The 14,174-nt window shown below is 72.0% G+C and carries 12 protein-coding genes; 2 read left to right on the forward strand and 10 right to left on the reverse strand.

The features are described from left to right. The 7 genes from CCN56_RS15075 to CCN56_RS15105 form a co-directional block, all read right to left on the reverse strand. Positions 1 to 990: ATP-binding cassette domain-containing protein (locus CCN56_RS15075; RefSeq protein ID WP_256961979.1), on the reverse strand; the 990-nt coding region annotated here is incomplete at its 3' end. A gap of 117 nt (positions 991 to 1,107) precedes the next feature. Next, positions 1,108 to 2,166 (reverse strand): BMP family protein, encoded by a 1,059-nt coding sequence (locus tag CCN56_RS15080; RefSeq protein WP_086827259.1) that lies wholly within the window; start codon positions 2,164 to 2,166, stop codon positions 1,108 to 1,110. A 544-nt stretch (positions 2,167 to 2,710) separates the two neighbouring features. Beyond that, a complete protein-coding gene (locus CCN56_RS15085) occupies positions 2,711 to 3,931 on the reverse strand; it encodes an amidohydrolase (RefSeq protein ID WP_086827261.1) in 1,221 nt (406 codons plus the stop codon). A gap of 116 nt (positions 3,932 to 4,047) precedes the next feature. After that, on the reverse strand, positions 4,048 to 5,229 hold the full coding sequence (locus CCN56_RS15090; protein ID WP_107484157.1) for a hypothetical protein: 1,182 nt from the start codon (positions 5,227 to 5,229) through the stop codon (positions 4,048 to 4,050). Then, entirely contained in the window at positions 5,226 to 6,119 is an 894-nt protein-coding gene (locus CCN56_RS15095) for an N-acetylneuraminate synthase family protein (RefSeq protein ID WP_086827263.1), read from the reverse strand. Before CCN56_RS15095 ends, CCN56_RS15090 begins: the two co-directional genes overlap by 4 nt. 9 nt (positions 6,120 to 6,128) lie before the next feature. Further along, on the reverse strand, positions 6,129 to 7,328 hold the full coding sequence (locus CCN56_RS15100; protein ID WP_086827265.1) for an acylneuraminate cytidylyltransferase: 1,200 nt from the start codon (positions 7,326 to 7,328) through the stop codon (positions 6,129 to 6,131). Next, positions 7,328 to 8,617, reverse strand: a complete 1,290-nt coding sequence (locus CCN56_RS15105) for a DUF6716 putative glycosyltransferase (RefSeq protein ID WP_086827267.1) — start codon at positions 8,615 to 8,617, stop codon at positions 7,328 to 7,330. The genes CCN56_RS15100 and CCN56_RS15105 overlap by 1 nt, the downstream gene beginning before the upstream one ends. A gap of 219 nt (positions 8,618 to 8,836) precedes the next feature. Between CCN56_RS15105 and CCN56_RS15110 the strand changes: the two genes are divergently transcribed. Then, positions 8,837 to 9,856: a glycosyltransferase family 2 protein gene (locus tag CCN56_RS15110; protein WP_086827268.1), complete on the forward strand. Its 1,020-nt coding sequence runs from the start codon at positions 8,837 to 8,839 to the stop codon at positions 9,854 to 9,856. Further along, on the forward strand, positions 9,853 to 11,169 hold the full coding sequence (locus tag CCN56_RS15115) for a polysialyltransferase family glycosyltransferase (RefSeq protein ID WP_086827270.1): 1,317 nt from the start codon (positions 9,853 to 9,855) through the stop codon (positions 11,167 to 11,169). Before CCN56_RS15110 ends, CCN56_RS15115 begins: the two co-directional genes overlap by 4 nt. Before the next feature lie 70 nt (positions 11,170 to 11,239). On the opposite strand, the gene CCN56_RS15120 is transcribed toward CCN56_RS15115, so the two are convergent. The 3 genes from CCN56_RS15120 to CCN56_RS15130 all read right to left on the reverse strand — a co-directional run. Continuing rightward, entirely contained in the window at positions 11,240 to 12,061 is an 822-nt protein-coding gene (locus CCN56_RS15120; protein ID WP_086827271.1) for a MerR family transcriptional regulator, read from the reverse strand. 37 nt (positions 12,062 to 12,098) lie between these two features. Next, positions 12,099 to 12,752 (reverse strand): leucine efflux protein LeuE, encoded by a 654-nt coding sequence (leuE, locus tag CCN56_RS15125; RefSeq protein ID WP_086827273.1) that lies wholly within the window; start codon positions 12,750 to 12,752, stop codon positions 12,099 to 12,101. A gap of 74 nt (positions 12,753 to 12,826) precedes the next feature. Continuing rightward, a partial coding sequence (locus CCN56_RS15130; RefSeq protein WP_086827275.1) for a methylmalonyl-CoA mutase occupies positions 12,827 to 14,174 on the reverse strand: 1,348 nt, incomplete at its 5' end.

Consider the following 14,174-nt stretch of genomic DNA (forward strand, 5'->3'; position numbering starts at 1 on the left):
GAGCGAGATGTCGTCGAGGAGCTTGCGGCCTGCCGCGGCCTCCTCGTGGACGGTGACGGCGGCGGCCGGGTCGGCCGGGGCGGCGGTGGTCAGCGGGGTGCCGGGGGCGCCGCTCTCCAGGAGCGTCAGGTTCTCGACCTGGAGCATCGGGACGTCCGTGACCGTCGACTCGCGGGTCTCCGGCGAGGGCAGCTCGCTGCCGACCATCAGCTCGGCGAGCTGCTTGGTGGTGGCGGTCTTCGGGTCGGCGGTGCCGACCGTGGTGCCCCGGCGGATGACGGTGATGTCGTCGGCGACCTTCAGGACCTCGCCCAGCTTGTGGGAGATGAAGATGACGGTCAGGCCCTCGGACTTGAGCTCGCGCAGGTTGTCGAAGAGCGCGTCGACCTCCTGCGGGACGAGCACGGCGGTCGGCTCGTCGAGGATGAGGATCTTCGCGCCGCGGTAGAGGACCTTGAGGATCTCCACGCGCTGCCGGTCGGCGACGCCGAGGTCCTCGACGAGGGCGTCGGGGCGGACCCCGAGGCCGTACGCGTCGGAGATCTCCTGGATCTTCTTCCGCGCCTTGGCGCCGATGCCGTAGAGCTTCTCGCCGCCGAGGACGACGTTCTCCAGGACGGTGAGGTTGTCGGCGAGCATGAAGTGCTGGTGCACCATGCCGATGCCGCGCGCGATGGCGTCACCGGGGCTGGAGAAGGTGACCTGCTCGCCGTCGACGGCGATCGTGCCCTCGTCCGGCTTCTGCATGCCGTAGAGGATCTTCATGAGGGTCGACTTGCCGGCGCCGTTCTCGCCGATGAGGGCGTGCACGGTGCCCTTGCGGACCGTGATGGCGATGTCCTTGTTGGCGACGACGCCGGGGAAACGCTTGGTGATGCCGTGCAGTTCTACGGCAGGGGGGCTGGACGCGTTGATGACGCACTCTCCTTGGCCGGAAGGAGTGGGAGCAGGAGGGCAGGGCGGGGCGAAGTTATCGTGCCAGGGAGACATCTACGCGCGTAGCGCTGCCGAAAAATGAAAACCCGTACGGAATGGGGCCCAGGCCCGGGTCCGGTGGGGGGTGCCACCGGACGCCGGGCCCGGACTCAGGTCGTGACCTGGGTGTCCTTACGGAGCGGTCTTGACCGTGATCTTGCCGTCGATGATGTTCTTCTTCGCGGCGTCCACGGCGGCGATGACGTCGGTCATCTTCTTGTACGCCGGGTTGGAGTCGGCCAGGCCGACGCCGTCCGTGGCGAGGCCGTAACGGATCTCACCGGACTCCGGCTTGCCGTCCTTGACCGACTTGATCAGGTTGAAGACGGAGCCCGAGACGTTCTTGGTGACCGAGGTCAGGATGTGGTCCTTGTACGAGGACAGACCCGACTGGTTGTACTGGTCGGAGTCGACGCCGATGGCCCACTTGCCGGCGGTCGCGGCGGCCTCGATCGAGCCGGAACCGGCCAGACCGGCGGCGGCGTAGATCACGTCGGCGCCCTTGTCGAGCTGGCCCTGCGCGGCGGCCTTGCCCAGGTCGGGCTTGGAGAAGCCGTCGAAGTTCGGCGGCTGGGTCAGGTACTGGGTGAGCACCTTCGCCTTGGGGTTGGTGTCCTTGACGCCCTGCGTGAAGCCCGCCTCGAACTTCTTGATCAGCGGAACCTCGACGCCGCCGATGAAGCCGACGGTGCCGGTCTTGGAGGTCTTGGCGGCGGCGACGCCGGCCAGGTAGGAGCCCTGCTCCTCGTTGAAGACCAGGTTGGCGATGTTCGGAGCGGTCACCGAGGTGTCGTCGATGAGGCCGAACGTGGTCTTCGGGAAGGACTTGGCGACCTTCGCGATGGCCGGGGCGTAGGAGAAGCCGACGCCGATGACCGGGTTGTTGCCGGCGCGGGCCAGCGAGGTGAGGCGCGCGACCTTGTCGGCGTCGCTCTCGCCCTGCGACGGCTCGGCCTCGGAGCCCTTGACGCCGAGCTCGGTCACGGCCTTCTGCAGGCCCGCGTAGGCGGCGTCGTTGAAGGACTGGTCGCCGCGGCCGCCGATGTCGTACGCGAGGGCGACCTTGGTCGCCTGCGAGGACGAGGACGGGCTGGAGCCCGTGTCGTTCGACGACTTGCCACAGGCGGTGGCGGAGAGCGCGAGCGCCGCAGCGGCGATGCCCACGGTCGTGATCCTGGTGATCCGGCGCAAGAGGAGGGTCCCTTCAAGACTGACCGAAAGCGCCTCTTCCGGCGCTGGTTTCGCGGCGATCGTAACGCGCGTAGATGTCAGTTAAAGACCCGTTCATGAGTCGTTATCGGATCGTCGCGAACCGGCCAGCCGAGGCAACCGGGGGCGTTCGGCCCGGTACCGCCGGTTATACAGCCCGGTACGGGCGTTGGGGAGACCCGGGATCGGCGACACGCCGTTCCGTGGGCCGGACGGCCGAGTGTGCCGTCCGGCCGGATTTCAACCGTTTCGACGTGGCGTTGATCACCGCCGGGGCGTGGCGATGATCACCGGGGGCCGGGGCCGGGCGTGGCGGCCGGGGCTCCGGTGCGGCGGGTCAGCACCCGGGCGTGAGGGCCGGGGCTCCGGTGCGGCGGGTCAGCACCCGGGCGTGAGGGTCGGGGCTCCGGTGCGGCGGGTCAGCACCCGGGCGTGAGGGTCGGGGCTCCTGTGCGGCGGGTCAGCACCCGGGCGTGAGGGTCGGGGCTCCTGTGCGGCGGCCGTCAGCGCCCGGGTGTGGCGGTCGTCAGGGCTTGGGCACGCCGTCGAGCAGGGCCGCGGCCGTGAAGAGCTCCACGCCGGTCTCGATGCACCGCTCGTCGACGTCGAAGTCGCCGGCGTGCAGGTCCCTGACCCGGGCGTCGCCGGGGACGCGGACGCCGAGGCGGGCCATGGCGCCGGGGACGTGCTCCAGGTACCAGGAGAAGTCCTCGCCGCCGAGGCTCTGCTCGGTGTCCTCGATCGCGTGCGAGCCCCGGCGGGCCGCCATGGCGTCGTGGAGCAGCTCGGTGACGAGCGGGTCGTTCACGACCGGGGGGACGCCGCGGACGTAGGTGACGGTCGACTTGGCCCGGTGCAGGGTGGCGACCTCGTCGATCGCCGCGTGGACCAGATCGGGCGCCTCCCGCCAGGTCGGCAGGTCGAGGCAGCGGACGGTGCCGGAGAGCGCCGCGTGCTGCGGGATGACGTTCGGCGCGTGGCCGGCCTCGATGCGGCCCCAGGTCACCGAGAGGCCCGAGCGGGCGTCGACGCGGCGGGCGAGGACGGCGGGGACGTCGGTGGCGACCCGGGCGGCGGCGGTGACGAGGTCGGTGGTGAGGTGCGGGCGGGCGGTGTGCCCGCCGGGGCCGTCGAGGGTGATCTCCAGGCGGTCGCAGGCGGAGGTGATGGGGCCCACCCGGAGCCCGATCTTCCCGGCGTCGACCCGGGGGTCGCAGTGGACGGCGATGATCCGGCCGACGCCGTCCAGGACCCCGGCCTCGACGGCGTCGGCGGCGCCGCCGGGCAGGACCTCCTCGGCGGGCTGGAAGATCAGCCGCACCGCGTTCGGCAGCAGGCCCCGGCGGGCGAGGTCGGCGAGGACGAGTCCGGCACCGAGGACGGTGGTGGTGTGGACGTCGTGTCCGCAGGCGTGGGCGCGGTTGGCCACGGTGGAGCGGTAGGCGACGGTTTTGACGTCGGGGATGGGCAGCGCGTCGAGGTCGGCGCGGATCGCCAGCATGGGCCGGCCGCCGGCCCGGGTGCCGATGTCACAGATGAGCCCCGTGCCGGCCGGGAGGACCTTCGGCGCAAGGCCGGCCGCCTCCAGGCGGGCCTTGAGCGCGGCGGTCGTACGGAACTCCTGGTTCCCGAGCTCGGGGTGCATGTGCAAGTCCCTGCGGAAGGCGACGAGTTCGGCGCGCAGGGAGTCGGACAGCGTTCCGGGCAGGGTGACGGAGCCTGGCTCACGGGACTTCAACTGGTTCACCCTTTGAAGGGTAGGCCCGCAGAGAGGTCAACTGCCCGTTGATCACAAAAAGTTCAGCCCCTTAGGGGAAAGAATCCCGGTTTCCCAGGCATGAAGCTCACTCCTTGTGGGTAAGCTCACCCGAATTCGAGCCGGTCGGCCGGATGGGTCGCCCGGGTGGTCAGCCGGTCGACCTCGTGGGCCGCGGTGCCCGTGATCCCCGACAGGAAGCCCTGGGCGCGCGGTGAGGCGGTCGCCCGCAGCCACTCGGGCGCTATGTCGATGACGGCGACCTTCACCCCCGTGCCGGCCAGGGCCAGTGGCAGGGTGTGCACGACCGTGGACGGAAAGCTGACGACCGTGCGCCCGATGGGGCCGCGGCGCGCTATCAGCTCCAGGGGCAGCTCGGGCCGGACCACCTGGAGGCCCGTCTCGACCGCGATCCGGTGCAGCTTCTCGGCGCTCTCCCTGCGGTGCGCGAAGTAGCGGGTGGCGCCGTGGGCACGGGCGAGTTCGCTCACCACGCGCGCGTAGTGGTCGGCGTCGACGACGCCCGTCTCGACGAGCGAGGTGCCGACCAGGTCCGCGCCGCCGGTGAGCAGCGGCGGGCCGAAGGTGTCCCGGGTCCAGGCGTACGCGTTCTCGGTGACCGTGACGCCGGGCGGGGCCTCCACGGGCAGCGAGGTGAAGATCTCGACGGTGCGGCCCCGGGTGGGGGCGAGCTTCCGCCGGGCGAGGGTCGTGACGGGGGCGAGGACCAGCTCGCGGGGGCCCAGGCTGCCCTTGCGGTGCCAGCGCACCAGGCGCTCGCCGCGGCCGAGCTGGGCGGCGAACTCCATGGTCGCGGTGCCGTCGTCGACGACCGTCAGGTGCCGGGGGGCGAAGAGGGTCAGGAGGAGCTGGACGTAACGGGAGAACGGGTCCCCGATGATCACCCGCTCCGCCGAGCGCAGCGGCCGGGCGAGCTCGCGCAGGGTGCGGACGAGCGCGCCCCGGCCGTTGCGGGCCTCCTGCCAGTGGACGGTGAGGCCCTGGTCGCGGGCCAGCTGGGCCATCCGGCGCAGCTGGCCACGCGACATGGGGTCGGTCGGCGACAGCACGACGACCGTGAGGGCGTCCGCCGGTTTCGGGGCGGTGGCGTCCGCGGGCCCGCCCGTTGCGGGTGCCGCGCTCGTGGGCACCCCGGGGGCCGGAAGCCTCGGCCCGGGAAGGGCGCCGTCCGTGGTGCCCGCGACGGGGGCGGTCGACTGCGTGTGCGCCCACTCCAGGACGTTCAGAAGCTGGACCGGGCTCTCGACGAACGCCAGCTGCCCGGTCATGCGGCGGCGTCGCCCTGGACCCGGCGGAGCTTCTTCATCGGGCCGAGCTCCGACTCGTACACCTTCTTGACGCCGTCGCCGAGCGCGGTCTCGATGGTGCGGATGTCGCGGACCAGGCGCTGGAGGCCCTGCGGCTCGACGGAGGCGGCCTGGTCGGAGCCCCACATGGCGCGGTCGAGGGTGATGTGGCGCTCGACGAAGGTGGCGCCGAGGGCGACGGCGGCGAGGGTGGTCTGGAGGCCGGTCTCGTGGCCGGAGTAGCCGATCGGGACGTTCGGGTACTCCTCCTGGAGCGTCTGGATGACGCGCAGGTTGAGCTCCTCGGCCTTGGCCGGGTACGTCGAGGTGGCGTGGCAGAGCAGGATGTTGTCCGAGCCGAGGACCTCGACCGCGTGGCGGATCTGCTTCGGGGTCGACATGCCGGTGGAGAGGATCACCGTGCGGCCGGTGGCGCGCAGCTCGCGGAGCAGCTCGTCGTCGGTGAGGGAGGCGGAGGCGACCTTGTGGGCGGGGACGTCGAACTTCTCCAGGAAGGCGACGGCCTCGTTGTCCCACGGGGAGGCGAACCAGTCGATCCCCTTCTCCTTGCAGTACTCGTCGATCTTGCGGTACTCGTCCTCGCCGAACTCCACGCGGTGGCGGTAGTCGATGTACGTCATCCGGCCCCAGGGGGTGTCGCGCTCGATGTCCCACTGGTCGCGCGGGGTGCAGATCTCCGGGGTGCGCTTCTGGAACTTGACGGCGTCGCAGCCGGCCTCGGCGGCCACGTCGATCAGCTTGAAGGCGTTGTCGAGGTCGCCGTTGTGGTTGATGCCGATCTCGCCGCAGACGTAGACGGGCCGGCCCGGGCCGGCGGTCTTGGAGCCGAGGGTGCGCAGACGGGAGTTCATGTTGGTTCCTTACGGGTTGGGCGTGTTGGGGGTGTCGAGCTCGGGGCCGAGGAGCCAGGCGGCGATCTCGCGGATCGCTCCGGCGCCGCCCGGGGTGACGGTGACCGCGCGGGCGGCGGCCCGTACGGAGTCGTGGGCGCTGCTCACCGCGACGGGCCAGCCGACGAGGTGGAAGCAGGGCAGGTCGTTGACGTCGTTGCCGGCGTAGAGGACGCGCTGCGGGTCGATGCCCTCGGCCTCGCACCACTCCTTGAGGGCGCGGTCCTTGCGGTCGATGCCGTGCAGGACGGGGATCTTGAGCTTGCGGGCGCGGGCGGCGACCACGGCGTTCTGCTCGGTGGAGAGGATGAGGACGGGCAGTCCGGCGCGCCGCAGGGCCGCGATGCCGAGGCCGTCGCCGCGGTGCGCGGAGACGAACTCGCGCCCCTCGGCGTCGAGGTGGACGCGGTCGTCGGTCTGGGTGCCGTCGAAGTCGAGGACGACGGCGTCGACGTCGGCGAAGCCGGGCGTGACGGGCTCGTCGAGGAGCGGCGCGAGGGCCTTGGCGCGGGCGAGGTCGTGCGGGTCGTCGATCTCCAGGACCCGGGCGGGGTCGGTGACGACGAGCGCGGTGCGGCCGAAGAAGCGGTGCCCGTGGGTACGGAAGCCGGTCGCGTCCATCGCGTAGACGGCGCCGGTCTCCAGGTACTCGGGCTCGCGGTCCTGGCGGCGCGGGCGGTGCGCCTTGTCGTGGTTGACGCCGGTGGCGCCCTCGGGGGTCTCGCGCCAGAGGAAGCCGTGGGACGGGGCGGCCGTGAAGGCGGTGTCGGCGGCGCCCGAGGTGATCCGCTCGGCGGTCTCGGCGACCTCGGCGGAGGTGAGGAAGGGGCTGGTGCACTGGACGAGGAGGACCACGTCGGCCGGGCGGCCGTGGGTGGCCTCGAAGGCGTCCATCGCGTGCAGCACGGCGGCCTCGCTGGTGGCGGTGTCGCCCGCGATGGCGGCGGGCCGCTGGACGGCCTCGGCTCCGGCGGTGCGGGCGGCGGCCGCGATGGCGGCGTCGTCGGTGGAGACGACGACGTGGGTGACGGTGCGGGCGCCGAGGCAGGCGTGGACGGCGCGGGCCACCAGGGGGACCCCGGCCACCGGCGCGAGGTTCTTGGCGGGCACGCCCTTGGAGCCGCCCCTGGCGGGGATCACGGCGAGGACGGTCGGCACGGTCGGGGTCATCACAGTTCTCCCAGGCGGCGGATGACGGGGGCGACGCGCTGCACGCCGTGGCGGTACGCGCCCCGCGCGGCCTCCCGGACGACCCGGCGCAGCCCGCTCTCGCGGGGCTCGGGCGCGGTGACGTCCAGGCGGTGGCGGGCGAGGATCCCGGGCAGGTAGCCGGGGGCCGTCTCCGCGGTGTAGTAGGGGCTGATCGGGGGCAGCGCGGGAAGCGCCAGGAGCTCGGCGACGCGGTCGCGGGCGGCGTCGAAGGCCTCCCCGTACGAGCCGTCGGACGCCACGCCCTGCCGGGCGAGCCAGGTCTCGTCGGGCGCCGGCACGTCCCCCTTGTCGAGCCGGTCGAAGGAGGTCAGCAGGCCGGAGCCGACGAAGTGGTGGTTGCCGAGCGCCTCGCGGACCCCGAGGTCGGTGAGGATCGCGGTGGGGATCCGGCGGTGCAGCGCTTCGAGGGCGGCCGTGGAGGAGACGGTGACGAGGAGGTCGGTGCGGTCGAGGACCTCGCCCATGTGCCCGTACACGAGGCGGAAGTTCTCCGGCGGGTCGAGCTCGCGCACCAGCTTCTGGAACGGGAACTCCTCCAGGTGCGTGGTGTGTTCGCCCGGCTTGGAGCGGAGCTTGAGGAGCACATCGCGGCCCGGATGGAGGCGGGCGTGCCCGATCAACCGCCGCAGCACGTAGGCCCGTTCGGCCCGGGTGACGGGAACGGAGGGCTGGGCGGCGAAGACCAGGGTGTCGCGGCCGGTCTCGGGGGCGTGCGGGGCGCCGCCGAGGAAGGGCAGCGCGGCCTCGACGACCGAGTCGGCGCCGGCGCCCACGCCCTCGTACACGGCGCGGAAACGCTCGGCGTCGTGACGGGAGTTGGCGAGGACCACGTCGGCGCCGTGGCGCAGCAGCAGGCCGTCGGTCAGCTTCTCGTAGACGACTCCGACGTAGCCGGTGACGATCACCGGGCGCCGTTCCAGGGCGAGGTCGGCCAGACCCTGGAGGACGGCCCGGACGGTGCCGCCGACCAGGGCGAGCACGAGGACGTCGTATCCCTCGCCGCGCGCCTCCGCGTCCCGTACCGCGCGCAGGAACTCCGCGCCCGTCACCTCGCGCGGGGCGGCCTGGGACACCCCGGTCTCGGCGAGCTGGCGCGCGGTGGGCGTGGCCCGTCCGCGCAGGACGAAACCGGTGGGTTCGGCGGTCGCCGTGGTGATGCGGCGCGCGGTGAGGGCGCCCCATTTCCACCGGGTGTCGGAGTCGGCGAGTACGGCGACCCGTATCGCTTCTCTGGTACTTGCTGGCACGTCGAGGACGCTAGAAGGGCATTCCGCTTTCCGGCCCAACTGAGCCACAACAAACGGTGAACAGAGCCTTCCCGCCCGTTGAAGTGGGTCGTTATCCGGCTACGGAGAGGCTGATTTTCCCTGCCGGGAAAGGCGGTTAATCGGCCCGCCGCTTGGTGTTCACCGAAAGGCCGCCCGGCGGTCGGCGGTAATGCCGGGGCGGCACCTAGCGTCGGCCGCGTGGTCAAGCTCTCCGTCGTCGTGCCGTTCTTCAACGTGCAGACATACGCCCCCGACACCCTCACGAGCCTGCGGGCCAACGCCCGCGAGGACTTCGAGTTCCTGCTTGTCGACGACTGCTCGTCGGACGGGACCCCGGAGCTCCTCGAACGGGCCGCGCGCGAGATCCCGGGTGCCGTCCTGATCAGGCACGCGCACAACGAGGGCCTCGCCACGGCCCGGAACACCGGCCTGGACGCCGCCCGCGGCGAGTACATCGCCTTCCTCGACGGGGACGACTGGCTCGCCCCCGGCTACTACGACCGTCTGGTCGCCGCCGCCGAGGAGCTGCGCTGCGACTTCCTGCGCACCGACCACGTCACGGTCACCGACCGCCAGCGGGCGGTGCGGCGGGTGCCGGTCCCCCGGCGCGGCGAGGTGCTGCGCCCCCGGGACGCGATCCTTCCGTCGCACCGGACGACCTCGGTCGACTACCCGTACGCCTGGGCCGGGATCTACCACCGGCGGCTCCTCGACCGGGGCCTGCTGCACTTCCCGCACGGCCTGCGGACGGCCGAGGACCGGCCCTGGATCTGGAAACTGCACCGCGAGGCGGAATCGTTCGCGGCGATCGGGGAACTCGGCGTCTTCTACCGGCGCGGAGTGGCGACCTCCCTCACCCAGATCGGCGACGTCCGGCAATTGGATTTCATCCGCGCCTTCGACCAGGTGATCGAGGAAACGGCGAAGGACGCGGACGCGGACCGTCTTCTTCCGAAGGCCGTCCGCACGTATTGCGCGGTGATTTCCCATCACATCGGTTCGATCGAACGGTTCGAGCCCGAGGTGGCGCGGCAGCTGAAGGCGATGAGCGCGGGCGCGCTGCGGCGGATGCCGCAGGACGTCCTCGACGAGGCCCTGACCTCGATGGGCGGGGACCGCGCGACGATGCTGCGCCGGCTGCGCAGGCGCCGCCCCGCACCCCCGCCGACGGCACCGGTCCACGAGGCCGGAGCGAAGTCCGCGGAGGCCGCCGCGTGAGCACCCGCCGGACCACCCAGATCTTCTGCGCCTCCACCCTCTACGGCGCCGTGACGCTCGCCGCCGCGCTCGACAGCGGCTGCTTCGGCTCCGCCGACCGCCGGATCCTCCTCGTCACCAACAACGCGGCCGTGCCGGAGACGACCCCCGCCCTGGACGAGGCCGAGGGCTTCGAGCGGGTGCGCGGCCGCTTCGACTCCGTCCTGTCCTGGAACGAGACGATCTCCCCGCTCCACCCGGCCGGCTGGACCCCCCGCGCGAGCGACCTGCCCATGCTCCAGCGCCATCTGCGCAAGCTGTGGGAGCTCGGCGACGACCGCGTCGAACTCGCCCTGGAATCGATCCAGGTGACGCCCGCGCTCGCCATCGCCCAGCTGCTTCCCGAGGCGTCGATCACGGTGTACGCGGACGGCCTGATGAGCTACGGGCCGACCCGCAACAAGATCGACCCCCTGATCGGCGGGCGCGTGGGCCGACTGCTCCACCTGGACCTCGTCCCCGGGCTCGCGCCGCTGCTGCTCGCCGAGTTCGGCGCGGTGCCGGAGCCGGTGCCGACGGAGGCGTTCACGAAGGTCGTGGAGGAGCTGGCGGGACCGGCCGCCGGGGCCGCCGAGGAGGGCCCCGCGCTGCTCCTCGGCCAGTACCTGGCCGCGCTGAACCTGCTGACCGCCGCCGAGGAGGAGGAGCTGCACCTGCGGATGGTCCGGGGCGCGATCGCCCGCGGCCACCGGCGGCTCGTCTTCAAGCCGCACCCGACGGCCCCGGACGCCTGGTCGCGGACCCTGGTGGAGGCGGCCGGGGAGCTCGGCGCCGAACTGACCGTCGAGGACCGGCCGGTCCTCGCCGAGGTGCTCTACCGCGAGCTGCGGCCCGCGCTCGTCGTGGGCTGCTTCTCCACGGCGCTGCTCACGGCGGCGACCTTCTACGGGGTGCCGGTCGCCCGGGTCGGCACGCGCGCCCTCCTGGAGCGGCTCACCCCGTTCCAGAACAGCAACCGGATCCCGCTCACGGTCGTCGACGCGGTCGTCCCGCCCCTGGAGGGGGAGGTCGACGCCACCGGGGTCGGTACGGAGGAGCTGAACGACCTGGTCGCCGCGGTCGGCTTCGCGATGCAGCCGAAGATACGCCCGGAGCTGCGGGAACCCGCGGTACGGCACCTCTCGGGCCCGCTCGCCGAGCGCACCCGGCACCACTTCACCCTGCGCCGCCTCACCGTCCTGAACCTGCCGGGCGGCCTGCCGATCCCCCGCCACCCGAAGGTCCGCCGGCTCGCGCGCCGCGCACTGCGCCTGCGCAAGGCGCTGAAGAAGTGACGGACCCCGCCGAAAGGGCGGGCCCGGGAACCCGTGCGGGGGTCCCGGGCCCGCAGCGCCCACGGGGGGATCAGGCGCGGACGATCGGCTCCTGGATCTCGGAGACCCACCCGGCCGGGTCCTCCGGGCACTCCAGGTACAGCTCACGGGCGTAGCCGGCCGAGCGGTAGCCGTTGGTGTCGATCCAGGCGGCGAGGGTCTGCACGGTCGGCAGGATCTCGTCCATCGAACCGCGGTGGACGATGGTGGCGGCCTCCTCGATGCCGGGCAGGACGTGCACCTCGACGCCCTCCGCGACCGTGCCCTCGGGCACGGTCGTCGCCGCGTGCACGCGGACCGAACCGTCCCCCCGGCCCGCGTCCTCGTAGTACGCGACGGCCGGGCCGAAACCGGTGACGCCCGCGGCCTCCAGGCGGCCGCACAGCTCCTCGTACAGCGGTCCGACGACCGGGCCGATGTCCTCCGGGCCGAAGCTCGCGGCGACCCCGCTCAGCTCGGCGACCCGGACGGCGGGAACCTTCTTGACGACGACGTCCTGTGTGGACATGCGTCCCTCGCTCTCGATGGCGTGGAGCCTCGCACCGACCTGGGCGAGCCGGGCCCGCGCCGCCTCCAGGGCCGCTTCCAGCTCGGCCTGGCGCAGCCGCAGCATCCCCCGCAGCTCCTCCGCGCCGATCTCGTCCCGGAGGATCGCCCCCACCTGTTCGAGGGTGAAGCCGAGGTCCTTGAGCGCGATGACGCGGTTGAGCAGGGCGAGCTGGTCCGCCGAGTAGAAGCGGTAGCCGCTGTGCGGGTCGACGTGGGCCGGGCGCAGCAGTCCGATGGCGTCGTAGTGGCGCAGCATCCGGACCGACACCCGCCCGTGCCGGGCGAAGTCTCCGATGGTGAACATGACGCTCCCTACGGAACGGCCTCACACGGTGTGAGGGTCAAGCACCGGCCAGGGAGAGCTTCACGGCGAAGCCGAGGAACAGGGCGCCGGCGGCGGTGGTGGCGCCCGCCGAGAGCCGCTTGCGGCGGCGGAAGGCGGCCGCGAGCCGGGTGCCGCCGAATATCAGGGTCGTCAGGTAGAGGAAGCTGCCGAGCTGGAGCAGGGTGCCGAGGACCAGGAAGGAGAGCGCCGGGTAGGCGTAGGACGGGTCCACGAACTGCACGAAGAAGGAGATCAGGAAGAGGATCGCCTTCGGGTTGAAGAGGCTGATGATCAGCGCGCGGCGGTACGGGTGCTCGGACGGTCCGGCGTCCGGATCGGCGGCGGACTCCGCGGCGGGCTCGTGCCGGGTGCGCCACATCGCCAGGGCGGCGCGCAGCATCCCGTACGCCATCCAGGCCAGGTATCCCGCGCCCGCGTACTTCACGATCATGAAGAGCAGGGGGGTGGTCTGGAGCAGCGAGGCCGCGCCGAGCGCGGCCAGCGTCATGAGGATCGCGTCGCCGGTGAACACCCCGGCGGCGGCCTTGTATCCGGTCCGGGTGCCCTTGCGGGCGGCGACGGACAGCACGTACAGCGAGTTCGGCCCCGGGAGGAGGATGATGAGGACGAGCCCGGCGAGATAGGTCGGAAGATCGGTGACACCCAGCATGAAGCGGAGTGTCGCATACCGGTACGACACTCCGCTTTACATTTCAACAGTCGGAATCGGTCAAGACGGGACGGTCAGAACGCGTCGGTCGGGACGTAGGTGCCCCAGACCTCCCGGAGCGCGTTGCAGACCTCGCCGACGGTGGCGCGGGCCTTGAGGGCGTCCTTCATCGGATAGAGCACGTTGTCCGTGCCCTCCGCCGCCTTCTTCAGCTCGACGAGGGCCGCGTCCACGGCCGCCTGGTCGCGTTCGGCGCGCAGCCGGGCGAGGCGCTCGGCCTGCTGGGCCTCGATGGCGGGGTCGACGCGGAGCGGCTCGTAGGGCTCCTCGACGTCGACCGTGTAGCGGTTGACGCCGACGACGACCCGCTCGCCGCTGTCGGTCTCCTGCGCGATCCGGTACGCCGAGCGCTCGATCTCGTTCTTCTGGAAGCCGCGCTCGATCGCGGCGACCGCGCCGCCCATCTCCTCGACCCGGCCCATCAGCTCCAGGGCCGCGGCCTCGACGTCGTCGGTCATCTTCTCCACGACGTAACTGCCGGCGAAGGGGTCGACGGTGGCCGTCACGTCCGTCTCGTACGCCAGGACCTGCTGGGTGCGCAGGGCCAGGCGGGCGGACTTGTCCGTCGGCAGGGCGATGGCCTCGTCGAAGGAGTTGGTGTGCAGCGACTGGGTGCCGCCGAGGACGGCCGCGAGGCCCTGGACGGCGACCCGGACGAGGTTGACCTCGGGCTGCTGGGCGGTGAGCTGCACCCCTGCGGTCTGGGTGTGGAAGCGGAGCATCTGCGACTTGGGGTTCGATGCGCCGAACTCCTCCTTCATCACCCGCGCCCAGATCCGGCGGGCCGCCCGGAACTTCGCGACCTCCTCCAGGATCGTCGTGCGGGCCACGAAGAAGAAGGACAGCCGGGGCGCGAAGTCGTCGACGTCCATGCCCGCGGCGACGGCGGTGCGGACGTACTCGATGCCGTCGGCGAGGGTGAACGCGATCTCCTGCGCGGGCGAGGCACCCGCCTCGGCCATGTGGTAGCCGGAGATCGAGATCGTGTTCCACTTCGGGATCTCGGCCCTGCAGTACTTGAAGATGTCGGCGATCAGCCTGAGCGAGGGCTTCGGCGGGAAGATGTACGTGCCGCGGGCGATGTACTCCTTGAGCACGTCGTTCTGGATCGTGCCGGTCAGCTTGTCCGCCGGGACGCCCTGCTCCTCGCCGACGAGCTGGTAGAGCAGCAGGAGGAGCGCGCCGGGGGCGTTGATCGTCATCGACGTGGAGACCTTGTCCAGCGGGATCCCGTCGAACAGGACCCGCATGTCGTCGATCGAGTCGATCGCGACGCCGACCTTGCCGACCTCGCCGTGCGCGATCGGGGCGTCGGAGTCGTGACCCATCTGGGTCGGCAGGTCGAAGGCGACCGACAGGCCC

It is taken from the genome of Streptomyces sp. NRRL B-24572 (assembly GCF_002156145.1).
Lineage (GTDB): Bacteria > Actinomycetota > Actinomycetes > Streptomycetales > Streptomycetaceae > Streptomyces > Streptomyces vietnamensis.